Genomic DNA, 25213 nt, shown 5'->3' with positions numbered 1-25213 from the left:
CGAGCAGCCGGGACGTGCCCCCTCGGCGTCGGACTCGAAATACACCGCGACCGTGGTGATTCCGAGTCCGACGCGGATCATTCGGAGGACGCGCTCGTTGCGCTGGTCAGCGCTGCTGCATAGGTTGCGGCAGGAAGCGGGTGCATTCGGCTGGTAGGCGTGCGCCCGCGGTCCGGAGTTGGGCGATTCGGGTGAGGTAGGCGGCGCCCAGCATCATCTGATCGGCGATATCGGCTACGTGACGGTTGTTGAGGCCGGCGAGGTAGGTTCCGGCTACCCAGTTGTTGAAGCCGCCCATGGCTGGTCCGCACCATACCTGGTAGTCGGTGGCGCGGTCGGCTTCGCCACGGATGCTCCAGCCGGAGGACAAGCCGAGATACCACCGGAATACCAAGGCCATCTTGCGTTTTGGATCTTCGTCTGCGCCGATCAGTTGGCCGGGGTCGCGTTCGGTGAAATAGGTGACGCAGTCCTGCCAGACCGTTTCGAGTGGGCGGCGGAAGAGGGCGCCCTCGAGATCGCGGCGTAGGTCGGTGGGGATGTCGTCCAATCCGGTGTGGGCGCGGTAGGTGTCGTACAGGCGTTGGGCGCGGGCGGCGAACATGGTGCCTCGACGCAGGACCTGGACCTGCACACCGAGTTCGAACATGTCGGAGGACGGTGCCATTGTGCAGTCGGCGAAATCCGCTTGGGCCAGTAGTTGTTTGGTTGTTTCGCATTGGGCGGCTTCGCGGGTGGCCTGGTTGATCGAGCCGGTCACCACATATGCGGCACCGAGTGCGAAGGCCGCTGCTGCTGCGGCGGGTGTGCCGATGCCGCCTGCGGCGCCGATCCGTACCGCCGCCGCTGCGGGGACGGCGGTGGCAATTCGATCGCGTGCGGCGACAAGTTCCGGAAACAGCACGAGCAGAGGTCTGCGGTCGGTGTGGCCACCGGAATCCGCTTCCGCGGTGATGTCGTCGGCCATCGGCACAAGCTCGGCCAGGCGAGCCTGTTCCGATGTGAGATCACCGGATTCGACCAGTCGGCGCAGCAGCGCGACAGGTGCCGGCCGTAGGAAGGGTTCCGCGACCTCGACTCGGGACACCTTGGCTATCAGGCGATTGCGTACCTCGATCCGGCCGTGCCGATCGATGCCGAGGCCCGCCGCTCGGTATCGCACGACCTCGGTGGTCAGGCTCATGAATGCCGAGGCCTCGACGCAACGTACGCGGTGGCGCAGGCAGGAATCGACGATGGCGCGCTCCAGCGCCGGTTCGGACGGACTGTGAATCAGGTTGCAGGCAAACGGTTTTCCCAGCGCACTGAGTTCCGACAGTGCCACATCCACGGCCGGGGGCGTCACCCCGGCCGCACCATATGACGCCAGGTAGCCCGCACGCGCCATCGCCGCAACCAAGGCCGGTGCGGCGATGCCATTGGCCATCGCACCTGCCGCGTATGCCGCGCGCACGCCGTGGGTCGCGTGGAACTGCCTGTCCCCGAGCGACTCCGGTGGCAGTGGTGCGACCGCGGTGAGCACCTGCGATCGGGCCGCGACCGCCGCATCGGATGTGGCTCCCACTCGGCCGTCGTGCCGCACGATCCAGCACGGTTGCCGCACATCGAGTAGTACGGACATGATGTCGTCAGCGCTTTCCGCGACGACGCTGGTCGACGATACGGTCACGGCCGCTCCTCTCGCTCACCGAGTTCGACCGCCAGGTCGATGAGTTCGTAGATGCGCAGACCTGGCTTCCACAGCGAACCGTCCGCAATGACGGTGACACCGTTTGCGCCCCTGCGGATTTCCTTGATGTGCGCCTCGAGCCGCACCGTTGCGTCGGTCGGCAGGAATTGGCCGCGGTAGCGCCAGCTGAAGGCGATATCGCTGGGGATGCGGAAGACGGGATCGGCGATCGTGTCTGCGTATCCGGCGTCGAGCATCCACTCTTGGATAGCGTGGATGACCGATTCCACCCCCAGCGATCCCGGGATCACCGGGTCCAGGTGGAAGTGCCGGGCGAAATACCAGTCCGACGGGTTGATTTCGCGCAGCGAATGCAGATATCCCGCACTGTATTTCCCGCCATCATCGACTACGTCGATGCGGTCGATCAGTGCCAGGGTGCGCCGGGCGCACAACGCCGCGTTCGGATCCGCTCGGCGAGCCGCGACATCGATGGTCCGGGTTGCTTGCGGATGCTCATCCAGCCAGGTCGGTACCGAGCGCCCGGCGTCGAGGCCGGTTTGGTTCGCCAGCGCTTCGTCGCTGAAGTACCCGAACATGGTCTCGCCGGTGTAGAAGGGTTCTCCGTCCACGCTCAGCGTGTAGTCGAAGTTCTGCAGTGACGAGCCGGGCAGGATCGTCGTAGACAGCAGGCGCGATGTCTGCTCGATCGTCTTGTCCCGCAGATCTACCCGGCGCAGGACGGTTGCCGTGCCGCCGAGGTTGCGCAGGCTCAGGGTGACACCCGGCTGAGTGAGAGTGGGACCGGCGTAGTAACCCATCAGCAGTGCCGCTTGCAGCGAGGTCTCCATGTACACGAAATGCGGCATGGATTCATTCGCGGTATCGCCGTAGTACCAGGAATCGGCGGGTGAGTCGTATTCCGTGCGGTACGTCGCGCCATCCAATTTGCCTCGGGCACCGTCGAATTCGAGGACACGGTCGACCAGGAGCAACCCGCCCGTCGGCAGACGGGTTGCTCGGACACCGGTGTATTCACCGAATTCGGGGCCCATGGCGATGGCTTGATCGCCGCGGGCGAGGTGGGACATGTGGAATTCATTGAGCAATAGACCCGGTACCGCCGCACCGGGGCCGACGCCCGTGCCTGCCGGTTCGGCCACCGTCACGGTGACCTGTAGCGGAGCGGAACCCGCGATGGTCGCGGTGCCGGTGACATGCGGCCGGGGCACCAGGTCGATTTCTGTGACAGTGAATTCGACTGTGCCAGTGTCGCTTTCGCCGATACCCGGAGCACTGACAAACATGCTCCGCGAGAGGTACAGCTGCATGCCGGTAAACAGTGCGAATACCTCCGCCGCCTGTACTGCGGCCGCTCGTGTATCGCCGTCGAAACGCGCTACCACGCGGCCGTTTCCGGTGCCGCCGCGCAGTTCGACGGTTACGACCTCGGTGAGGACCAAGGGGCCTGCCGCCGCGAGTCGTGCCACGAACTCGACGCCGGAGCGACGATATCCGAACACACCGGTGACATCGCCCTGGGTGAGGCGTACCAGTGCCGCTCGATCGAGGCTGGCGCGGGCGGTGCGGGCCAGCGGCTTGAATGCACACTCCGGTGCGGCAGCGATGGTTGCGGCGGAGATGGACGGGCCACTGTGCCCCTTATCCGTCGCCGGGCCCTGAGGGTGCACCGTCCGGTGCCATATCGCCCGTTGCAGTGCGACCTGAGCGGTGAGCGCGGCGCGGTGGGCGGCCACGACGCCCGAGCGGATCTCGGTGAGAGGTCCCGGAGCTTGCGGACGTGCCTTTGCCACAGCAGTCGAGGTTGCAACTTCTCGCACCGCAGGCGTTTCATGCCCCCTTGGCGTTTCACGCTCCGCAGATGTTTGGTGCGCGGCCAGGATCTCGTGTACCGGGGGTTTTTCGTGCACCGCTGCGCTCCTGTGCTCCGCCGAACTTCCCTGCACCGCCGAACTCCCGTGCACCGCTGAGCTCCCCTGCACCGCTGAACTCCCGTGCACCGCTGAACTCCCGTGCACCGCTGAACTCCCGTGCACCGCTGAACTCCCGTGCACCGCTGAACTCCCGTGCACCGCCGAACTCCCGTGCACCGCCGAACTCCCGTGCACCGCCGAACTCCCGTGCACCGCCGAACTCGCGTCCACCGCCGAACTCGCGTCCACCGCCGAACTCGCGTCCACCGCCGAACTCGCGTCCACCGCCGAACTCGCGTCCACCGCCGAACTCGCGTGAACCGCCCGGCTTCCGTGGACCGCAGGGCTCTCATGGACCGCCGTCGCCGTGCCCCTGGCCGAGACAGTGCCGATCGGATCGAAAGGCACCCCGTCGAACTCGATAGCCGTCATGACAACCACCCCCGCACCGAAGCCTGGAATTTCGCGGTCAAATCCGGCGTCGTCACCACGGTGACGTCCGAGAAGCGTTGCAACACTGTTCCATCCGATGTCGTAGCGGTGGCGTCGATCCGGACGTCGAAGCTGCTGGTCCGTGGGTTGTCCACGGTGAGCAGGAACGGCTCGTCCGTGGGCAACTGCCGGTAGTAGTCCACGCGGCCGACACCCAATGGCAGACAGGCTGCCCCGAGGAGTCGGTAGCCGAGTACCGGCGGTCCCTGCAGGATCAGGTCGGCGAGGACCGGATCGTGCAGGCGGCCGCCGTAGGCTCCGTCGGCCACGCTCGCGGCGGGCAACGCGCAATGGAAGACGATCGCCTCGTCCGACGCCGCCAGTACCGTGCGCAGGCCCTGGAGGGCCGGTGCGTGGAATTGGATGGCATCGCGGTAGATATTGGCGTCGCTGACCGATCCGGTCGGGATCGCCTTGGTCGGTGGCTGATCTGGTTCGGCAGCCAGCAGCAGCGTCGCCCGGAAGTGCAGCGCATCGCCACTGCGGACAGTCGCCTCGACCAGCACCACGCCGTCGACCGACTCGGCCGGCACGAGTTCGAGTTCGAGTTCGAGTTCGAGTTCATCCATCGGATGGTCGAACACGATTCCCTTGAGGACCTGGAAATCCCTGGCACCGATAACCGTTCGACCGGGCAAGCTGCGCTCGGCCAGATTCACCATCGCGCCGATACCAAAAGTGGCTGGCAGCACGATATGTTCGCCGATTCGGTGCGCCTGGATAATCGGATCGTCGGTGAGCCCGGTGATGATCCGCCGGGCCTTGGCCGCGGGTGGATGCACTGTCGTATCACCGGTAAGGCTTTCGGCCGGACCGATGAGAACCACGGCGTCGTCGCGCCGGTCCGCCGTGAACTGCTCGGTGAAGGCCGTCGCGCCCGTCTGGGGGTCCAGCAGGGCGATGCCGCGAGCGTGGAAATGTTCGCGCAGTTCGGGCGTCACCATGCCGCCGTCCCAGGCGCCCCAGTCGATGGCGGTGACGTGGCAGTCGGGATGGCGTCGCCGATAGCTCACCGCGAATCGGGACAGTGCCTCGTTCGCGGTCGCGTAATCGGCCTGACCCGCATTACCGAACAGTCCGGCCACCGAGGTGAACAGCACTAGATGCCGTAGTTCGCCGAGCGCGGCCAGCACAATGGCCAGCCCGGAGATCTTGGGATCCAGCACCCGCTGAATGGATTCGGCCGTCTTATCGGTGAGCATGGAGTCCGCCAGCACACCTGCCCCATGCACAACGCCGGTTATGGTGTCGTGCCACGGTGCGAGTGCGGTGCGCACCGCCGCTTCATCGGTGGCGTCGACGGCCAGATACTCCGCCCGCGAACCCAATTCGGTCAGAGTGTCGCTGATTTCGCGGGCGGCCCTTACCTGCGCGCACGCACGCTCGATATCCCGTGGCTTTGCTCCGGTGCCGACCAGTGCACGCACCGCCGCCGACTTGAGTTCGGCGTCGGAAACGTTTGCAGCCCAGTCTGGTTCAGGTGTCAGCTCGGAGCGGCCGACGAGCACGAAGCGCGCCTCGCTGTGCTGTGCCAGCGCCCGGACACATGTGGCGGTGACGCCGCGCGCACCGCCGGTGACGAGCAGAACATCCTGTGCCGTAAGCACACTCGGCCCTTGCTCGTCACTCGAATGCACGATGGTGACCGAACGGGCGGGCGCATGTGCACTCGGCACAAGCGTCCGCCGCTGCTCCGCCGCATCGATACCGACCTCGAGCGTGTCACGCGCGGCATCGTGCAACTCCGCGGTGACCAGCTCGGCCAGTCGGGCCGGTGTGATTTCCGGGTCGATGTCGAGCGCCCGGCAGAACAGCTCGGGTTGTTCGGCCGCAAGGGTTTTCACCACACCGCCGACACCGCCGAGCAAGGCGGCGATCGGACCCGCCGTGCCGAGGAAGCCGAGGTGACCGTCGATCCGGGTAACCGTGACGAAGGCCGCCCGATTATCGGTCTTCGCCAAGCGTGGCACCGCGTGACCGGCGGTCAGCACCGCCGCGACGAGCCATCGCTGCGCGGCCTCCCAATCGGCGAACTCACAGCTCAGCACCGCGAGGCAGATATCGACGGAATCGAGATCCGATAAGCCTGCCGAATCCGTCCGATGCACCGACCATCCCTGCTCGGTCAGCACGGATTCGATGGCGGCGCAGTCTGCATCCGCCTCCGCCTGGCCGGTGAGGTCGACCAGCGCGACCGCAGCGCCCTCGCGATACGGGGCAACGGCCCGGTCCAGCGACGGCAGGGTGATCAGTTCGACGGTATACCGCGGCGTTTCGGCCGCGGCCTCAGCTTTTGGGTAGACATCACCACCCACCGACGTCGCGAGTTCGTCGACAATCTGATCCACTGTGCGTAGCGTGCCAAGCTGCTCCGGACCGAGGCTGGGTAACTCCGGAAACCGTTCCTGCAGCGCGCCGATCACCTGGACTCGCTTGATCGAATCCACCCCGAGATCGGCCTCCAGATCCATCGACGGATCCACCATTTCGACCGGATACCCGGTCTTCTCGGCAACTACCTCACGCAACGCGATCCGCAGGTCGTCACCCGTGGGTGCGGCCGCCGTAGCAGCTCCGGCACCGACCGTGGCTGCGGCTGTGCCACCAATTCCGGCACCAACCGTAGGTGCAGCCACCCCAGCAGCCGCGGCACCAACCGTGGGGGCGGCCGTAGCACCAATTCCGGCACCAACCGTAGGCGCGGCCACCCCAGCAACTCCGCCAGCAGCCGTGGGTGCACCCGGGACCCCTGATGCCGCCCCACTCTCACCCAACAAACTCGCGATCTGATCGAGCGTGCGCAACGTCCCCAACTGCTCCGGCCCGAGATTCGGCAGCTGCGGGAACAGCTCCTGCAGCGCACCGATCACCTGGACTCGCTTGATCGAATCCACCCCGAGATCGGCCTCCAGATCCATCGACGGATCCACCATTTCGACCGGATAGCCGGTCTTCTCGGCAACTACCTCACGCAACGCGCTCAGCAGTGCCTCGGCGGATGCCTGAGAGCTGGATGCCGCGCCGGACGCGCCATTCCCTGCCGCTGTAGCAACCGAGCCACTATTGGCCCGCAACTCGGTAGCAGCGCCACGGTTGAATTCGGGAGCGGCGGAAGTGCCACCGTTGGACCTCGGAGCAACCGGTCCACCGTTGGTGGAAACCCCCGAATGCGCCGCATCGGTTTCGGCAGCACCCGATGTATCCACATCCCCCGAAACCAACGGCCGCCGCTCAGGTGCCGATTCGATCGCCGCCTGCCGAGTGGACTCCACCCGCCGCGTCACGGTCGCCGTCCGCGCAACAGGCGAGAATCCACTCTCCAGCTCCGCCAGTTGTGCGAGCACTTCACTTGCCCGCGAATGACTTTCACTGATCGCCACGCCGTGATCCTTCACGGCTTCGATCGCACGCAAGGTCGCCTCATCGAGCGATCCGCCGCCCAGCGCACCGGCCAGGCCGCGGGCCATATCCAGCTGACCGTCGAGGAACTGACGGTGGGTCTGTAGGTGCTGCACGAGCGCACTGTCGAGCGCGTCCGACTCGTAGGGCTGATACACAGTCGTCTCCGTAGGTTCGGCGAACGTCGCTGCCACAGGCAGCGTTTCGGGCTGGGGATCGACCACGGTGTCGACGGGAGTCGGTGCGGCTACACCGACGCGATAACCGTCATCGAGTGCGGCCACGTACGCCGCACGCCGACTCTCGGGCACATACTCGGGGGCCGAGATCGTCACGGTCATCGCACGATTCGAGGTGCGCGGGGCAGGCATCGGCGCGGCATGCCGATTGATGCCGTGCAGGCCGAAGCCGAGCACGGCGAGCCGCACCGCCGCCCGTACCAGCGCGAGATCGCTATTGCCGATGGGACCGGAATCGGTCGGGATGGCGATGACATCGTCGCCGAGGGTGCGCCGCACCAATGAGGTCAGCACCTGCTTCGGCCCGAATTCCACGAATACCGTGCAGCCATCGGCGCGCATCGCGGTCAGCGCGGCGACGAATTCGACCGGCTTACTGAGCTGTCCGGTGAGCAGCGCGCGATTGGCCGCGACATCGCCGCCATAGCGGACATCAGGGGTATTCGCATAGACCGGCGCGTCGGGCGCACTGATCGTCACCGCCGCGGTCGCGCCGGCGAACGCGTCCACCGCATGCGCCACATACGGCGTGTGGAACGCACCCGACACCGGCAGTGCCCGCGTCGCCACCCCACGCGCGCCGGCCCGCTCGACTACGGCGGCGATCCCATCCGGCCCGCCGCCGACAACGACCTGATCGGGCGCATTATGGTTGCAGATCCACACATCGTCGACGCCGGCGAGCAGTTCCTCGGCGATATCCCTCGACGCGCCGAGCGCCACCATGGTCCCGGCCTCGACACCGGCTGCCGGTGTCATCGCCGCACCGCGCGCCCGAGCCAGGGCGAAGAAGTCCTCGGTCCCGACCGCACCTGAAGCCCACAGCGCGGTGAGTTCACCGAAGCTGTGCCCCAGATATCCGTCGGCGCGCAACCCGCACTCCGCCAGCGCCCGGAACTGTCCCGCCGACAGCGCCCCGATCGCAGGTTGCGCGAATTCGGTTCGGCGCAAAGACTTTTCCTGTTCCGACGACGTCTCCTCGTCGAAAGCGGGCGGCGGAAACACCACCGAAGATAGTCGCACCGACGCTTCGGCGAATGCGATATTGGCCGCATCGAAGGCCGCGCCGACCGCCGGATTGCTCAGCGCCGCATCCGCTCCCATATCGACGTACTGACTGCCCTGTCCAGCGAACAGCGCACCGATCTTGCGCTCCGGCAGTGCGGCGGCCCGGAAGTACACGCCCTCCGGGTGATCCCACGTCACGGCCTCGGGGTTGCGCACCAGTTCGTCCACCGCCAGCGCCCGCAGGTGCGCCGCATTCTCATCGTCCACCGAGACGAATCCGATGCGTGCGTGGTGCTCCGGAATATCGCCGCCGTCAACGCCATCCACGCTTCGAACCGCATCAATCAACCCAGCCACATCGGGCGCATGCCACAGATGCGCCCGCGCGGTGCGGTGCAATACCGGTTCGGTGCGAGCCGAGTCGGCTTCCTCCAACACGACGTGGAAGTTGGTGCCACCGAACCCGAATGCCGACGCCGCCGCCCGACGCACCGGCCGCTGCGGATCCCGGATCCACGGCCGCGTCCGGGTATTCACGTAATAGGGCGCGTCGTCCGGCATGATCTCCGCATTGGGTGCGTCCACATTGATGGTGCCCGGCAACACCTTCTGATGCAGTGCGAGCGCCAACTTCATGACCGAGGCGGTGCCCGCCGCACCCTTGGTGTGCCCGATCTGCGACTTCACACTGCCAAGCGCTGCGAAGCGGGACTCCGAAGTCGCGTCCGACAGCAGCGATTTCAGGGCGGTGAGCTCGGTCTTGTCCCCGACCGGTGTGCCGGTCGCATGCGCCTCGATGAGCGCGACATCCGCCGGTGAGCAATCCGCATCGGCATAAGCCCGATCGAGGGCGACGCGCTGCCCGCCCGCACGTGGCGCGTAGATGCTCTTCGCCCGGCCGTCACTGGAGGAACCCAGACCGCGGATGACGGCGTAGATCCGATTGCCGTCGCGACGTGCGTCTTCCAGCCGCCGCAGGGCGAGCATCGTAATGCCCTCACCGAGCAGGGTGCCGTTCGCGTCGGAGGAGAACGGGCTGATTCGCCCGTTCGCCGACAGCGCCCCCACCTTGCTGAAGCACATGTAGATGAAGATGGTGTTCTCGGTATCCACACCGCCGGTGATCATCATGTCGGCCCGGCCGTCCTGCAGTTCGGCAACGGCCGTCCGCAGTGCGGCAAGCGATGCCGCACAGGCCGCATCGACGGTGCAGTTGATACCGCCGAGACCGAGCCGATTGGCGACCCGACCCGCGGTGATATTGGCCAGCAGGCCCGGGAACGAATTCGCTTCCCACGGCGCGAAAGCCGCGACGAACTTATCGGCGATCGCATCGGCGTCGGAATCGGAGAGCCCGACCGAGCGCGCCGCCTCCTTCAACACCGGTGTCGAAAGTCGTGCCGCCAGTGGATGCATCAGCGGCACCGGTCCGGTGGTGCCGAGCACGACGCCGGTCTTGCCTGGGTCGTACCAGGCGGAATCGACCGCGCCCGCGTCGATCAGCAGATCGCGCGCCACTCCGAGGCTGAGCGTCTGCATAGTGCTGGTGACTTCGAGCTGATTGGGTGGCAGCCCGAATTCCAGTGGGTCGAAGTCGATATCGGGCAGAAACGCACCGCGACGCGAGTAGGTCTTATCCGGTGCGTCCGGATCGGCGTCGAAGTAATCGTCGAGGCTCCAGCGCGAGGTGGGCACCTCGGTGGTGCAGTCCACTCCGTCGACGATGTTCTGCCAATACTCTCGATGATTGTGCGCGTTGGGCAACAGCCCGGACATCCCGACAATGGCGATCGGGTTGCGCGCCAGGCGTCTGTCGTCTGTCACGAAAGTTCCTCTCGAACCGGGTGGAAAGATCAAGCGGCTACGGTGGTCGCGGTACGCGATGCGATGAGTTCGGCCGCACCCGCGGCGAACATGTGGTGACCGAGGGAGCTCGGGTGCAGACCATCGGCGGTCCACACTTCGGGCCGCTCCCACTCGGACTGCGCGGCGATATCCAGCAGCAGCGTGCCGGTTCGAGCGGTGACATCGGCCAGCACGGTATTGGCGAAGACGAACCGTTCGCGCAGCAGTGCGCGGAAGCCCTCCGGCACCGGCAGCCGAGCCGGAATATCCGGGTAGCTTGCCGTGAAAACCGTTGCGCCAGTGCTACCTAGCGTGTCGAACAGCGTCCAGAGGTTGCGTTCGAACCGATTCGGATCGAAATCGCTGACCAGATCGTTCACGCCGACGACGACACCGAAGAGGCCCGAACGCGCCGAAACAGCCAGGCGCAGTTGCTGTTGGAGCACAATGCTGGTGGTGGCACCGTGCGCTCCCAGGTTGCGCACGGCAGCGGGTCGCAGACCGAGCTGGCCGCCCAGTCGGGGCACCCAGCCGCGGTAACCGCCACCGGCCGTGGCGTCGCCGCGACCCTCGACGAAGCTGTCCCCCAGGGCTGTTAATCCACTCACGCCGACACCCCGTCCTTGGTGACATGCCGCGCTTCGACCGGGAAGTCGACCTTCTCATACAGCTCGGTCAGCTCCTGCTCGCCGAAGTACTTGTCCGGCGAGTAGATTCCGGCGATCATTCCGAAGAACTTCTTCGAGTAGTCCTCGTCATAGCTGGTCGCGCGGAATACCGAATCGTAGTAGGGCGTCAGCGACAGCTCCGAAATGCTCTGTGTCAGTTCATAAGTGCTCGCGCTCTGCGCATCGCGCTGCAGCTGGTACTCGGCCAGCGCGGCATCGAGCGGCCGGGCGCCGGACAGGCCCGCGTCGACCAGAGCGGCCAGCAGCTGGGCGTACTTGAAGGCATCGGTAATGCCCCAACCGGTGAACGGGTCCTTGTGGTAACCGGCGTCCCCCACCAGCGCCCAACCGGGTCCGTAGGAGCGGCGACGATAGTTGTCCGGGTAGAGCATGGGCCGGAACTGCTCGACCCGCTTGCCGGTATCCCGCAGGCGCGCACCGAGTTCCGGGTCGATCTGGTCGACGATCTCCTGCACGCCGGCATCCGGATCGGTGCGGAAGTCGCGGAACCGGTCCCGTTTGCGCATCACCGCGACCAGCGAGAGTCCGTCATTGGTCGGCCACGCCGCGAACTGCTGCTCACCGAATCCGGTGCGGTGCTGCATACCCCAGTCGACGCCGTCGTAGTAGGAGTAGTAGACGAAGCACGCCGCCGGGGAGCCGTCGTAGACCTCGGTGCCGACCGCCTTGGCCACGGTCGAATTCGATCCGTCGGCGCCGATCACCAGACCGGCACGGAACTCCTGTTCGGCGCCGTCGCGGACGCGCCCGCGAATGCCGACCACCCGATCCTCGTCGAATACCAACTCGGTGACGGAGAACCCGTGGATCACCTCGACGCCGGCGTTACCGGCCGCGTCGACCAGGATCTTGTCCAGCACGGTGCGGCGCGGGCAGTACACGGCGTCGATGCCGTCGGCCGACACATCGGCGAAACCCTTGATTACGATGTCGGTGTAAGAGAAGTTCAGGTGCCGGATCGGCGGGCAGCCGGAGGCCACCACCTGGTCCAGCAAACCCCACGACTGCAGCAACCCGAGTCCGGTCTGGTGGATGTAGTGGGTCGAGGGGGTGTCGCTCGGGAAGGTCGCGCGGTCCACGGCGAGGACCCGGTAACCCTTCCTGGCGAGCAGCATGGCCAGCGGGGAACCCGCAACCCGAGTTCCGACAACGATGACGTCGTACATGTTCGCATCACTTTCCGGTAGTCGAATTCGATTTCGAGATCGCACCGCGCCTATTGCGCGGGTTGGCGTGCCGGGTAGAGGTAATCGATATCGGTGGAGTAGGCCGCGACGATCGCGGCTCTGCGCAGCTTCCGAGACGAGGTGAGCAATCCGTCGTCGACGGTGAAGTCGCCGCCCACAATTCGGAATGCGCGGATCGATTCCGCGCGGGAGACAAGGGAATTCGCATCGTCGACCGCGGACTGCACGGCAGCTTCGAGATCGCCTTCGGGATGGTCACGGCGCCAGCGCTGCACCTGTGTCGGATCCAGCGTCACCAACGCGGTGACGTAATCGCGGCCGTCACCGACCACCATGCAGTTGCTCACCAGCGGATGCAGGCGCACCCGGTCCTCCAGCGGCGCGGGCGCGACATTCTTGCCGCCGGAGGTCACCAGGATCTCCTTCTTACGGCCGGTGATCCGCAGATAGCCGTCGGCATCGAGTTCACCGAGATCGCCGGTGTATAGCCAACCTGCGCCGTCGACGACGGCCTGGTCCGCCGCCGCACCCCAGTAGCCCGGCGAGACGTGCGGTCCGCCGACCAGCACCTCACCGTCGGCGTCCGCAATGGCGACCGAGGTGCCGGGGATCGGCCGCCCCACGGTGCCGAGCCGGTTGGTTTCCGGGGCACTGACCGTCACGGCGGTCGCCGCCTCGGTGAGCCCGTAGCAGTTCAGCAGCACCACACCGAATCCGGCGTAGAACCCGATCGTCGATTCGTCGAGCGAGGCGCCGCCGGAGATGACGTAGCGCAGTTGCCCACCGAGCGCGGCCGCCACCGGATGGTCGGACGGCTCCGGTGGCGCCTGGTCACCTAGCAATGCCAGGCCGCGCGTCACCGCTTCCTGCTCCTCGGTGCCGGAGAGCAGGGTGCGGCAGTACTTGCGAATCTTCTCCAGCCCGTAGGGAATCAGCGCCAGGAAGGTCGGCCGCAGCGTCGGCAGCATCGGCACCAGGTCCGGGATACCGGGCAGCAGATGGGTGCGGCTGCCGCCGAATAAGCATGCGAACAGGATGGTCTGCCCGAAGACATGCGACAGCGGCAGCGCCAGTACGGTCGTGCCGTCGAAGAGCGCGCCGGTCTGCCGCACGGTATTGGCCGAGGACACGAACATATTGCGGTGCGTGATCAGGCACCCCTTGGAGACACCGGTGGTGCCGCTGGTGTAGACGATCATGGCCAGGTCGTCGGCGTGCACCGCGGCGATGCGGGCATCGAGATCGGCGTCGATCTCGGTCGCCGTCCACTCCGCGATCAGCGCGAAGGTCCAGACCTCGCCCGCACCCGCGGCACGCAGGCGCGCCGCATCGGACTCGTCCTCGCCGACGAAATACGCGCTGCCACTATCGCGCAGGATGTGCTCGATCTGCGCCGCCGAGGAGGTCGGATACACCGGAACGACCGCCGCACCGAGCGCGAGCAGCGCGCAATCCAGCAGCGCCCACTCCAGACTCGTGCGGCCGAGGATCGCGACCCGATCCCCGGCTCGCACCCCACGCCCGGCCAGCGCCGAGGCCAGCGCCCGTGCCCGCCGGTCCACCTCGGCGCAGGTGAGTTGGGTTCCGTCCGCGCCGCACAGCGAATGCCGTTGCGGATGTGCCGCGGCCGCACCGGAAATCACCGAGTACAAACTCGCGTCGTCCGGTAGGTCGATTCCGTTCTCGGTCACTGACACTGTATTCACAATGTCGAATTCTGGTCGGCGGCAATGAATTACGTCCCCGCCGATACAGAGGTTCCTACCGCGCGAATGTCATGGCCTATCGAAGCACTCAGGCCGAGAGCGCACGGGCAATATCTATACGGGCCGGTTCGGGGGAATCGACGCACTCCAGGAAAAACGAAACCGCCGGATTCGTTTCATCCGTACGCCACACCGCGTACAAATCCAATGTCGGCACCGGATCGAATAGTTTGACCGCCACCGAGCTACTGCCCGGCGCACCCATCCCCATCGAGATCGCGCGCGGTAACGAGGCGAATCCGACGAACGGACGCACCGAAACCACGTGGGCGGTGGCACCGGGATCATCCGCGGTATGCGCGACGGCCAGGCTGATCCTGGTGTCCGCGGCCGCGCGGAAGATGGAGTCGTACATGGCCGGACACTGTTCGCGGGCGAACAGCACACACTCCTGTCCGGCCAATTCCGCGAAGGGCACGCCGGGCCGGTCGGCCCAGCGGTGTCTGCGCCCGACCACAGCCACCAGTGGAACCCGGTGCAGCAATCGGCGGTACCCGAAGTCCGGGGTGCTCGGGTGGCCGTAGACCAGCGCCAGGTCGAGCGAGCCGTCGGACAGCGCCGCCAGCTGCGGGCCGGTGCGCTTCTCCCACAGCGACACCACGATATCGGGATGCCGTTCGGTCATTCTGGTTAGCGCCTCCGGCAGCACATGTCGGCTGGCCGGAAGGTTGTAACCGATATTGAGGGTGCCCGCGCGCCCCTCGGCGGTCGCCTTGGCGACCTGGGCGGCCCGGTCCATCTGGGCGACGATGAGGCGGGCTTGACTCTCGAATTCTCGGCCCGCCGGGGTCAGTTTGACCTCGTGGGAGTTACGTGCGACCAGTTGCACGCCGAGTGATTTCTCCAGCTTCTGCAGCTGGGCACTGAGACTGGGCTGCGTGAGATGCAGGCGCTGCGCTGCGCGGCCGAAATGCAGCTCTTCGGCAATAGTGATGAATGAGACCAGATGTCGGAACTCCATGCCGCCGGCTCCTTATTCCGCGTACCCGAAACGTTAGCGGAGCCAGGTAACCGCGGATGAACCGCGATCGGACGGATATCGCCGAGACCATTGCGGCCGGGTGAACTGACCCCGGTGCGTGCGCGGGTGTGCTATCGCGGGCCGCGACCATTCAGCATCCCCGAAACGATGGGCCGAGACAATAGCGAATATCTCACCTGCGGACCCGGTGTGCTATCACACCGGGTCCGAGCACAACTCACTTGGCGGTGAACCTCGTCGGGAGGGCTTCCAGGCCGCGAATGACCACATTCGGCTTATAGGGCGGTTCGTCCGAAAGTAGTTCGATATCACGCACTTTGCGCAACAGAACGTCGAGCAGCACCTCCATTTCCAGCAGTGCCAGGGGCGCGCCGAGACAGTAGTGGATACCGAGGCTGAAGCCGAGGTGCTTCTTGGCCGGACGCATCGGATCGGAATACCTGGCCACGTCGACCCGGTCGGGATCGGGGAACACGGCATCGTCGCGGTTGGCCGAATTGATCAGCACCACAACCCCTTCGCCGGTTTCGAACTCATGGCCCGCGACGGTGATCGGCCGGGTGGCGGCGCGGGTGGTGATCTGCACCGACGGCTCCAGCCGCAGCAGTTCGTCCGGCGCGGACGCGGTCAGCTCGGGACGTGCGCGCAGTGCGGCGATTTCGCCCGGATTGCGCAACAGCTGCAGCATGCCGGTGCCGATCAGATTGGCGGTGGTCTCATGTCCGGCGACGAAGGTAGTGATGCACGTGGCCAGCAGTTCCTGTTCGGTGAGCACATCGCCGCGGTCCTCGACCTGCGACAGCGCGCTCAGCAGGTCGTCCTTCGGATCGTGGCGCCGCTGGTTCAATAACTCACGGAAGTAGCCCATGAACCCGCGCGAACCGGCGCTACGGGCCTTCAGCGCCGCCTCGGGCAGCGTGTAGTCGTGATCGAAGCCGCGCGCCAAGTCCTGGGACCACCGGTGCACCTGCTCGTAGGCCTCCGGCGGCACACCGATCAACTCGCAGGCGATGATCAGCGGGAGCGGGTAGGCGATCAGCTCGACGAGATCGAATTCGCCCGCCGCCAGGGCATTGTCGACGAGTTCCTCGGTCAGCTGCTCGATGCGCGGGCGCAGCCTGGTCACCATGCGCGGGGTGAAGCCCTTGGTCACCAGATTGCGCAGCCGGGTGTGGTCAGGCGGCTCCATCCAGAGAAACGAAGTCGGCAGTTCCTCCGGCGCATCCTCCGCTGACACGGTGGGGTGCATCATCGCCGCCTCTTCCGCATGACTCCACGCGGTGGTCGACAGCACGGCCGCGCAGTCCTCGTAGCGGGTCAGCAGGTGGTGGCCGAGTGGGGTCTGATGCAGCGGGCCCGCTTCGCGCAGGACCCGTGCGAGTGTGTACGGGTCGGGTCTGCCTTCCGGACCGAATAGCTGAGCGATGGCGGTCTGGATGGCGGAATCCTGTTCCGCCACCGCCGTATTCGCATGCGACATTTCAGGGTGGTCCCTTCTGTGCGGTGCACCGCCGAACTGGCGGTGCGGCCGGTCGGAATGTGGCGGTGCGGGGCGCGACATTGCGGACCCGTCACCGCGTCGGTTCGATGAGGATCGGTGCGCGTTCGGGCGCCGCGTCCGGTTTCATGTTGCCGCGCAGCAGGATTCGGCTCGCGACCAGCGGATGCAGCAGTGCTGCTGGCGGTTCGACGAGGTTCGCGACCCGCAGAAAGGTGCGCGCGACCTGCGGATCGATATGTGCGGCGCGGTGCGCTCGGGCGACATAGGCATTGGTGAGGCGCGTGCGCGTCGTTCGCGGGCCGATGACGCCCAAATGGCTGAGATCGGCACTGGCCGCGAGCTGCCACGCGACATCGACCACTCTGCCTGCGGCGGAGTAGAACCGGGCAGGTAGCTCGGCCTCGGATCCGGCCCGCAGACATTCGCGCAAAACCAGGGCCTGTTGCGCGGCCACAGCCATGCCCTGCGCGTACAGCGGATTGAAGCTGCACAGCGCGTCACCGAGAACCAGAAAGCCTTGCGGCACAGCAGGAAGACGCTCGAAGCGGCGGCGCACCGGGGATCGGAACCGGTGCGGTACGGCGGCATCGAGCGGTTCGGAGGTGGTGATGAGTTCGTGGATATCGGTTGCGGCGATGGTTTCGGCGAATTCGGCAAAGCCGTCCGGATCGGTCGGCGGGTGGTCGCCCAGCATCCCGGCCAGTGTGATGTGCCAGCGGTCGTCCTCGACCCGAATCGCGCCGCCACCACGACCATTCGGGCCGGTGGAGATGATCACCGAGGAATGGCCGCTCAACTGGCCCGGCCGCCAGCGGAAGAGTCGGGAGGCGTAGCCGAGATCGACCTCGAGGCGTTCTTCCAGCGGTATCCGCGCACCGAGGGCGGCCAGCCATACGCAAGCGCGGGAGCCGCGGCCGGTCGCGTCGACGATGAGGTCCGTGGCGTACGCCTGCGCGCCGTATCCGCCCGAGACCGATACCGCACGCACCCGCTGCGGGTCGCCGATGAGGCCGCGCGCCATGCCTTCGCACAGGCGCACACCGGGCACGGCGAGTGTTCGTTGCCGCAGTACCTCTTCCAGTAGCGGTCTGGTCGCCATTACCGAGGTGAGTCCGGTCGAGGTGGGCGCGACGCGCAATCCGCCTACGTACCAACGGGTTCCGACCAACGCTTCGGCGGTGGTAGCGCCCCGAGCGGCCATCTCGGAGGTGAAACCCGGATACAGCTGTTCGATGATGGTCCGGCCGCGATCCAGCAGCCCGTGCAGGTGCCGTGCCTGCGGTACGCCGCGCCGCGGCTCGGTACCGACCACCATGTCGCGCTCGAAAATGGTGACCTGGGCGTAGTGCTCGGAAAGCACACGGGCGGCGAGCAATCCGGCGATGCCCGCGCCCAGCACCACCGCGTGCCGCCGCTCGTTCATGACTGCGCCTCGCGGGCGCTCGGTTCCGTCATGACCGAGCGATGCTCGGCCGCGCCTATCGTTGGCTCACTGCGCTCGCTCATGACTCCGCCTCGCTGACAGTCGGCTCCACCACGGCCGAGCGATGTTCGGCCGCATCGATGGTTCGCTCGCTCACAGGGACACCGGCAGCGACATGATGCCGCGGTGGATCAGGCTGGGCCGGTATTCGACGGCATCGGTGGCGAGTTCGAGTTTCGGGGCCCGGTCCAGCAGAGTGCCGAGGGCCGCCTCCGCCTCGATTCGCGCGAGCGGCGCGCCGACGCAGTAATGGATGCCGAGACTGAAGCCGAGATGCTTACGCGCCGGGCGGTTTCCGGAATAGCGGGTGACATCGAAGGTGTCCGCGTCCGGGTATACCCGATCGTCTCGGCTGGCCGAGGCGGTGAGCACGACCACGCCGTCACCGCGACGGAATTCGTGCTCGCCGACGGCGGTGTCGGCCAGGGCCACTCGGATAGTGAACTGGGTCGGGGCGTCATAGCGCAGCATTTCGTCCAGCGACGGCCCGATCAGCGCCGGATTGTCCCGAAGCATTCGCAGCTGAGCCGGATTGCGCAGCAGTGCCAGCATGCCGTTGCCGATCAGGTTGATCGAGGTCTCCATGCCGGCGACCAGCGTCAACAGCGACATGCCGATCACCTCGGGCTCGGTCAGCTGCTCGCCGTCGGCGCTCGCGGCCACCAGCGCGCTCAACAGATCCGGCGTCGGATGCGCCTTCTTCTGCTGGATCAGCCGGGCGAAGTAACCCATGCACTCCATTGCCGCGGTGCCGCGGGCGGCCACCTCCCGCGGGTCGAGCAGTGAATCCGGATCGCTGCCCCGTGCGATCGCCAGCTGCCACTCGCGAAACAGCGCGCCATCGGCCGGATCGGCGCCGAGCAGCCGGACCGGCACCATCGCCACCGCGAGGGGTACCGCGAGATCGTCGAGTACATCGAGTTCGCCACGCCGCACCGCCGCGTCGACCAGATCGCTGACAACCTGACCGGCGACCGGAACCAGCTGCGCCATCAGTCGCGGCGTGAACGCCTTCGCGACCAGCTTGCGGTAGCGGCCGTGTTCGGGCGGATCCATTCGGACGAACGAGCCCGGAATCGCGGCGGTGGTGTCCCGGAACGGGCTGATTCCGGCTGCATAGCCGTGACCCCAGTCCGATCCGGTGAGGATGGCGGCGCATTCCTCATAGCGGGTGATCAAAGTGACCGGCACATCGCCGAATTCGTACGGGAACAGTGCGGCGGCATCGCGCACCCGACGGTATGCCGGATACGGGTCCGCCCGTTCGCTGGGATCGAAGGCGTCGAAAGTGATGGGAACGGCCGCGCGCCCACCCGTCCGACCGCCACCCCTCACGGAATCTGCTGTATTCATTTTTCCTCCAGCCGCACATGAAGTTCGGACATGCCGCGCACGACCACATTCGGCCGATACGACGGTTCGTCGAGCAGAGTCATGGCCGCGACGCGGTCGGCGATGGCACGCAGCACCACCTGCATCTCCAGCCGGGCCAGCGGCGCACCGAGGCAGTAGTGCAAGCCGAGGCCGAAGGACAAGTGCCGCTCGGCCTTTCGGCCCCTCGCATACCGCGCGATATCGAACTTGTCGGCGTCCGGGAAGGCGCGCGCGTCGCGATTGGCCGAGGCCAGCAGGACGATCACCGCATCACCGGGTGCAAAAGTCCGCCCGGAGACGGTGATCACGTCATGCGCGGTGCGAGTGGTGAGGTGCACTGGCGCGTCATAGCGCAACACCTCGTCGACGGCGGATTCGCACAGCTCCGGAAATTCGCGCAGCCGCTCGAACTGCTCGGGATTGCGGATCAGCGCGAGCACACCGTTGCCGATCAGGTTGACGGTCGTCTCGTGCCCCGCGACGACGAGAATCAGCAGCGTGCCGAGCAATTCGGTGCGGGTCAGCCGGGCGCCCGCATCATCGGCCTGCACGAGCGCCGTGATCAGGTCCTCGCGCGGGGATTTGCGGCGCTGCTCCACCAGATCGCCGAAGAACTCCAGGAAGGCGTGTACTGCCGCGGTGCGTGCGGCCAATTCAGCCGGCGAGAGCAGCAGGTCTGGATCGAGGCCGCGGGCGATGCCGGTCGAGATCTGGCGTACGTGCTCGTGCGCGTCCGCCGGAACACCGAGCAGTTCACACACCATGGTGAGCGGCAGCGGATAGGCCAGCGCATCCAGCAGATCGACCTCGCCCGCGGCGAGCATCTTCGCCAGCAGAGCGTCGACCAACTGTTCGGCCCTGGCCCGCATGCCGCTGACGGTGCGGGCGGTGAATGCCTTGCTGACCAGTCCGCGCAATCGGGTGTGCTCCGGCGGCTCCATCCAGAGGAACGATCCGGGCAGTTCGACATCGCTGTCGCCGTGCAGCAGTTGCGGTTCCTCGGCGTGGCTCCAGCGCGGATCCTGCATGATCGTCTGCGCCTCGTGGTGACGGGTCACCAAGTGCATATCGTGCGGTCCGGGCACAAACGGCCCCGCGTCGCGCAGCACCGCATAACTGTCATACGGATTGTGTCGCAAATGCGGTGCGACGCTCTGGACGACCGCCAGCTGAACCGGGGTCAACTCCTCGACCGCGGAATGGTCGGAACTCACCGGCAACTCCTGAATGGAAAGCGAAATGGACACCGGGCGAAAACAATTCCGGTCCATCGTGGTGCCGTCGCACCCGGCGGTACGGCGCCGATTGTCCGTTCCTATCGCGCCATAGCGCGAATACCTTATCGGGCAACGCGATTGAATGATCGCGGATGTTTATCGCAGACCGTAATTCACAATGCGTTCAATGCGCTGTCACAATTCACTGTTGTCGTGGCGGACATGAATTCTGCGGAATCGGTCGAAACGCTGCCGGGGCGGCTGGCCCGGATCGCGGCCGAGCACCCCGAGGTGACCGCCACATTTTGGTCGGTTTCGGAAACGCTGACCTACGCCGAACTCGAGCGACTCTCCCGCGCAGCTGCCACGGCGCTGGTCCGGCGTGGGATACGCCGCGGCGAGCCGGTGGGCATTCTGTGCCCGAACGCGCCCGAGTTCCTGATCGGTCTGTTCGGTGTCGCTGCGGCGGGCGGTGCCGCGACTCCGCTGCCCCTGCCCGCCGGTTCCGCGCAGCTGAGCGGATATCCGCAGAAGCTCGCCACCATTGTGGCGGCCGCCGGGATGCGCACGGTTTTGGTGTCGCACCGCTTCGCCGAGCTGGCAGCTCTGCTCGACACGGCGGTGGACGTCGAATTGGTGGACACCGCAACGCTGTTCACCGAGGACGGCACTGCGCTGCCAGCCATCAACGCCGACGACCTGGCCATCGTGCAGTTCACCTCCGGCAGCACCGCCACTCCCAAAGGCGTTCGCCTGACCCATCACAACGCCCTCAGCGGGCTGGCCTCGATCCGCACCGGCATCGCGCTCGACCTGACCGATCAGGGCGGGTTCTGGCTGCCGCTGTTCCACGATATGGGCCTGTTCGGTACGTTGTCCGCGATCCTGCGCGGAATTCCGGCGCATGTCTGGTCGCCGCTGGCATTCGTCAAGGATCCGGCACGCTGGCTCGCCGAATTCGCGACCAGCGGCACCACGATCACCGCCATGCCCAATTTCGGCTACGAGGCACTGCTCAACGCTATCCCGGCGGACGAGGTCACCGACTACGACCTGCGGCGCTGGCGCATTGCCTGCAACGGTTCCGAACCGATCTCCCGCGACGTAGTCGACGCGTTCTGCGAGCATTTCGCGCCCGCCGGCTTCGCGCCCGCAACCATGTTCGCGGTCTACGGCATGGCCGAGGCGACCCTCGCCGTCGCCTTCCCACCGCTGGGCCGGGAACCGCTGTTCGAATGGGTGGATCGCGCAACGCTCGCGGATGATGCTCGGGCACAACTTGTTTCACCGGGCACGCCTGGTGCGCGTGCCGTTGCCGGTGTCGGCTCCGCCGTGACCGATCTGCGGCTGCGGATCGTGGATCTCGGTACCGGCGAGGAACTCCCGGATGGCGCTGTCGGCGAAATCCACATCCAGGGTCCCTCGGTCACCGACGGCTATCTGACCGCCGACCCGTCGAGCGTGGTCGAACTGCATACCGAAGGCTGGCTGTGCACAGGCGATCTCGGCTACCAGCGCAATGGCGAACTCTTCGTCACCGGCCGGTGCAAGGACATGATCACCGTGCGCGGCGTCAACTACTACGCCCAGGATGTCGAATCCGCCGTAGGTGACCTCGACGGCATCTACAAGGGCCGCTGCACCGCCGCAACCGATCCCGCCGGCGCGGATGTGATGGCGCTGATCGCCGAATCCGAGTGCACCGGCGCGACAGCCGACGCACTCGTAGAGCAGATCCGCCGCCGCATCGCCACAGCGCTCGGGCTCGCCGCAGTCGAGGTATATCTCGTTGCGCCACGCAGCATTCCACGCACCAGCAGCGGCAAATTACAGCGCCTCGCCGCCCGCGACCTCATCTCCCAACGGCAATGACAAACGCACTCGACCGAACTGGAGTCTCCTGTGCACAGCTATGACGTCTTCCGTCACTACGAGCGCCTGCATTGGCGGCTGACCGATCTGGACCTCGATGTCGTCGACCGCGCATTGGTGCGGCCCGAATACGTGACGCTGGCCAAGAGCGCGACGATGGGCGAATCCAATGTCATCGCCGCGGTCCACGGCTTCATGAACGAATTCGTCGACGACTACGACTTCTCCACCTTCGCCGTGGTGTGGGGCTATCAGGAAGTGCAGCACCACTATGCTTTTCGCTCCTGGCTCGGCGCGGTCGGCGAGAGCGTGGACGAGAAGGCCGTCGACTCCATGCGCGAGCCGTACGCGCCCGGCACCACCCCCTCGGCCACCCTGGCCACGAATATCATCTCCGAACTCACGGTGAACCACATTTACCGCGCCGTCGCGAACTGGGTGCAGGAACCGGTGCTGAAGGGCCTGCTGCTCAATGCGAGTCGCGATGAGGCCGGACATGCCCGCGAATTCATCCACTACGCCACCAAACGGCTGCAGCAGCGGCCCGAGGAACTGCCCTCGGTGTTGGAGACCCTCTACGTCTACAGCTCCGAGGCCAAGATCAAGCATCCGGTGAGCACCTTCAAGGCGGGCATCAGCGAACTCGGCGACCACGAGACCATCGACACCGGATTCGATCTGTTCCTCGAACAGGTCGCCGCCGAGGGCGAGCTGGATGTGCTGCACGACAAGGTGCGTCGCACCTTCGCCAATATGACCGGCCTCGACCTGTCCTCCAACGCGAAGGTCCGCCGGGCCCTAGCCGACGCGATCGCCTAGCTCATGGAGCGACATAGTTCGGTTCAGGTGCCATGGTCGGTGATTCCGGACTACCACTGCTTCGGCTGCTCCCCGCACAACGCATCCGGGCTGCGGCTCGAGTTCGAACCGCATCGGGACGGTCTGCAGGCCCGGTTCCGGCTCGGACGCAGCTTCGAGTCCTATCCGGGCGTGGTGCACGGCGGACTCATCGGCGTGATCTGCGATGAGGTGATGGGCAATCTGATCGTGCTGGCCCGCCACCATCCCGCATTCACGGTCTCCCAGCGAACCCGGTTCATCTCGCCGCTGCTGATCGACCACGAATACCACTGTGTGGCAACGCTATCCGATTCCGAGCAGCCGATTCAGGCATCGGCCGAGATCCTGGACGCCGAGGGCAGCGTGTGCGCCACCTCCAGCGCGGCCTATCAGCCGTTCGAACTCGATGCGGTCCGCCATCAACTCACCCTCCGCGACGACGAGGTCGCCCTGCTCTCGCACGCATTGACCACGGCGAATGCCCTCTCTTCGAATGGAGTCCAACAATGACCCGCACCGCCGACGACATCCTGCGCACCGTCACCGATATCGCCGCCACCGAGACCGGCATCGCCGAGGCCGACCTACGACCCGACGTCGACCTGCGCGGTATGGCGGGTGTCGATTCGGTGCGCGTGCTGCGCATGGTCGCCAAGATCGAACGCACCTACGACGTCGAACTGGAGGACCAGGATGTCTTCGGTCTCGCCACGCTCGCCGATGTCGTCAAGGTGGTCGATCGGGCCCTGCACGAGGTGCAGTCATGAGCGTGCGAACCAAAGACACAGCTCGAGCAGTCATGGCGAAGCCGACCGCTAGCGAGGTGCAGCCATGACTGTCACGGCCGATACCAACCAGCACTACGACCTGGATCCGGATATCTTCGGCCAGTTCCTCGATCCGCTGCGTAAATACAGTTCGGCGCTGTACAACTCGCCGACTGTGGGACGGCAGCCAACGGAGTCGGCGGGGCGGGTAAACACCGAAACCCTCGAACAAGCGCAGCGGCAGAAGCTGCGCTTCGTCGCCGATCGGCTCGGATTGCGCGGCGGGGAGCGACTGCTCGATGTCGGATGCGGTTGGGGTTCGCTGATCCTGTTCATGGCCGAGGAATTCGGTTGCGACACAATGGGAGTCAGCCCGGCACCGCGCCAGCACGAGTACATCGCCGAACAGGCCCTCGCACGTGGTGTCACCGAACGGGTGCACACCAGGGTCGGCCACTTCGAAGAGCTCGACCTGCCGGTTCGCAGCTTCGACGCGGTGACCCTGCTCGGCTCGATCGTGCACATGCCCGACCTCAGCGCGGTCTTCCGGCGCGCACGGTCGGTGCTGCGGCGTGGTGGCACACTCTATGTCTCGGAGAGCTGTTTCCGAAATGCCGCCGCCCGCAATGCCTTCGACACCCGCGTCGGCACCGAGTTCGTCCGCGAGGACATATTCGGCTGGGGTGATCTACGCCCACTGTCGGAGTTGCTGACCGCCGCCGAGGACGCCGGTTTGTCGATCATCGCGGTGGACGATCTCACCGAGCACTACCGCCGCACCATCGACGACTGGATCGCCAATGTGGACGCGGCCGCCGAACACATCGACGCGCACGGTCCGGGGCTCGCCGCGAAGCTGCGGCACTACCTGGAGATCGCCAATGCCGGATGGGGCTATACGACCAAGCATTACGCGCTGACCTGTCGCAATGCCCGGTAGGAGAGGCAG

16 protein-coding genes are annotated in these 25213 nt (G+C 66.1%); 5 read left to right on the top strand and 11 right to left on the bottom strand.

Features of this window, described 5'->3' with window-relative positions:
• Nucleotides 1-106: 106 nt before the first annotated feature.
• The 11 genes from ACIBJI_RS12950 to ACIBJI_RS12900 all read right to left on the bottom strand — a co-directional run bounded on the left by ACIBJI_RS12950 (nucleotide 107) and on the right by ACIBJI_RS12900 (nucleotide 20782).
• Nucleotides 107-1669 (bottom strand): PfaD family polyunsaturated fatty acid/polyketide biosynthesis protein, encoded by a 1563-nt coding sequence (locus tag ACIBJI_RS12950; RefSeq protein ID WP_397084150.1) that lies wholly within the window; start codon nucleotides 1667-1669, stop codon nucleotides 107-109.
• Nucleotides 1666-4035 carry a beta-ketoacyl synthase gene (locus ACIBJI_RS12945; RefSeq protein WP_397084148.1) on the bottom strand — a complete coding sequence of 790 codons (2370 nt, stop codon included), beginning with the start codon at nucleotides 4033-4035 and terminating at the stop codon, nucleotides 1666-1668. The genes ACIBJI_RS12950 and ACIBJI_RS12945 overlap by 4 nt, the downstream gene beginning before the upstream one ends.
• On the bottom strand, nucleotides 4032-10565 hold the full coding sequence (locus ACIBJI_RS12940) for an SDR family NAD(P)-dependent oxidoreductase (protein ID WP_397084146.1): 6534 nt from the start codon (nucleotides 10563-10565) through the stop codon (nucleotides 4032-4034). Before ACIBJI_RS12940 ends, ACIBJI_RS12945 begins: the two co-directional genes overlap by 4 nt.
• 29 nt (nucleotides 10566-10594) lie before the next feature.
• Nucleotides 10595-11194 (bottom strand): SGNH/GDSL hydrolase family protein, encoded by a 600-nt coding sequence (locus ACIBJI_RS12935; RefSeq protein ID WP_364339499.1) that lies wholly within the window; start codon nucleotides 11192-11194, stop codon nucleotides 10595-10597.
• Nucleotides 11191-12441, bottom strand: a complete 1251-nt coding sequence (locus ACIBJI_RS12930; RefSeq protein ID WP_364339497.1) for an NAD(P)/FAD-dependent oxidoreductase — start codon at nucleotides 12439-12441, stop codon at nucleotides 11191-11193. The genes ACIBJI_RS12935 and ACIBJI_RS12930 overlap by 4 nt, the downstream gene beginning before the upstream one ends.
• A 50-nt stretch (nucleotides 12442-12491) precedes the next feature.
• Nucleotides 12492-14168 (bottom strand): AMP-dependent synthetase/ligase, encoded by a 1677-nt coding sequence (locus ACIBJI_RS12925; protein WP_364339495.1) that lies wholly within the window; start codon nucleotides 14166-14168, stop codon nucleotides 12492-12494.
• Nucleotides 14169-14256: 88 nt separating this feature from the next.
• A complete protein-coding gene (locus ACIBJI_RS12920) occupies nucleotides 14257-15189 on the bottom strand; it encodes a LysR substrate-binding domain-containing protein (protein ID WP_364339493.1) in 933 nt (310 codons plus the stop codon).
• Between the two features lie 238 nt (nucleotides 15190-15427).
• Entirely contained in the window at nucleotides 15428-16690 is a 1263-nt protein-coding gene (locus ACIBJI_RS12915; protein WP_364339491.1) for a cytochrome P450, read from the bottom strand.
• Between the two features lie 91 nt (nucleotides 16691-16781).
• Nucleotides 16782-18134 carry an FAD-dependent oxidoreductase gene (locus ACIBJI_RS12910; RefSeq protein WP_397084143.1) on the bottom strand — a complete coding sequence of 451 codons (1353 nt, stop codon included), beginning with the start codon at nucleotides 18132-18134 and terminating at the stop codon, nucleotides 16782-16784.
• A 153-nt stretch (nucleotides 18135-18287) separates the two neighbouring features.
• Nucleotides 18288-19547, bottom strand: a complete 1260-nt coding sequence (locus ACIBJI_RS12905) for a cytochrome P450 (protein ID WP_364339487.1) — start codon at nucleotides 19545-19547, stop codon at nucleotides 18288-18290.
• Nucleotides 19544-20782 (bottom strand): cytochrome P450, encoded by a 1239-nt coding sequence (locus ACIBJI_RS12900; protein ID WP_397084141.1) that lies wholly within the window; start codon nucleotides 20780-20782, stop codon nucleotides 19544-19546. The genes ACIBJI_RS12905 and ACIBJI_RS12900 overlap by 4 nt, the downstream gene beginning before the upstream one ends.
• A 225-nt stretch (nucleotides 20783-21007) precedes the next feature.
• Between ACIBJI_RS12900 and ACIBJI_RS12895 the strand changes: the two genes are divergently transcribed.
• From ACIBJI_RS12895 to ACIBJI_RS12875, 5 genes are all read left to right on the top strand, one after another.
• Nucleotides 21008-22657, top strand: coding sequence for an AMP-binding protein (locus ACIBJI_RS12895; protein ID WP_397084139.1), 1650 nt, complete (start codon nucleotides 21008-21010; stop codon nucleotides 22655-22657).
• A 30-nt stretch (nucleotides 22658-22687) separates the two neighbouring features.
• Nucleotides 22688-23476 (top strand): ferritin-like domain-containing protein, encoded by a 789-nt coding sequence (locus tag ACIBJI_RS12890; protein ID WP_396955877.1) that lies wholly within the window; start codon nucleotides 22688-22690, stop codon nucleotides 23474-23476.
• Nucleotides 23477-23479: 3 nt separating this feature from the next.
• Nucleotides 23480-24007: a PaaI family thioesterase gene (locus tag ACIBJI_RS12885; protein WP_364339478.1), complete on the top strand. Its 528-nt coding sequence runs from the start codon at nucleotides 23480-23482 to the stop codon at nucleotides 24005-24007.
• Nucleotides 24004-24264: an acyl carrier protein gene (locus tag ACIBJI_RS12880; RefSeq protein ID WP_364339476.1), complete on the top strand. Its 261-nt coding sequence runs from the start codon at nucleotides 24004-24006 to the stop codon at nucleotides 24262-24264. The genes ACIBJI_RS12885 and ACIBJI_RS12880 overlap by 4 nt, the downstream gene beginning before the upstream one ends.
• Before the next feature lie 64 nt (nucleotides 24265-24328).
• On the top strand, nucleotides 24329-25204 hold the full coding sequence (locus ACIBJI_RS12875) for an SAM-dependent methyltransferase (RefSeq protein ID WP_397084137.1): 876 nt from the start codon (nucleotides 24329-24331) through the stop codon (nucleotides 25202-25204).
• Nucleotides 25205-25213 lie beyond the last annotated feature (9 nt).

This window comes from Nocardia sp. NPDC050408, assembly GCF_044458905.1.
In the GTDB taxonomy this organism is placed as follows: domain Bacteria; phylum Actinomycetota; class Actinomycetes; order Mycobacteriales; family Mycobacteriaceae; genus Nocardia.
This window is presented reverse-complemented; position numbering and strand designations above follow the sequence as displayed.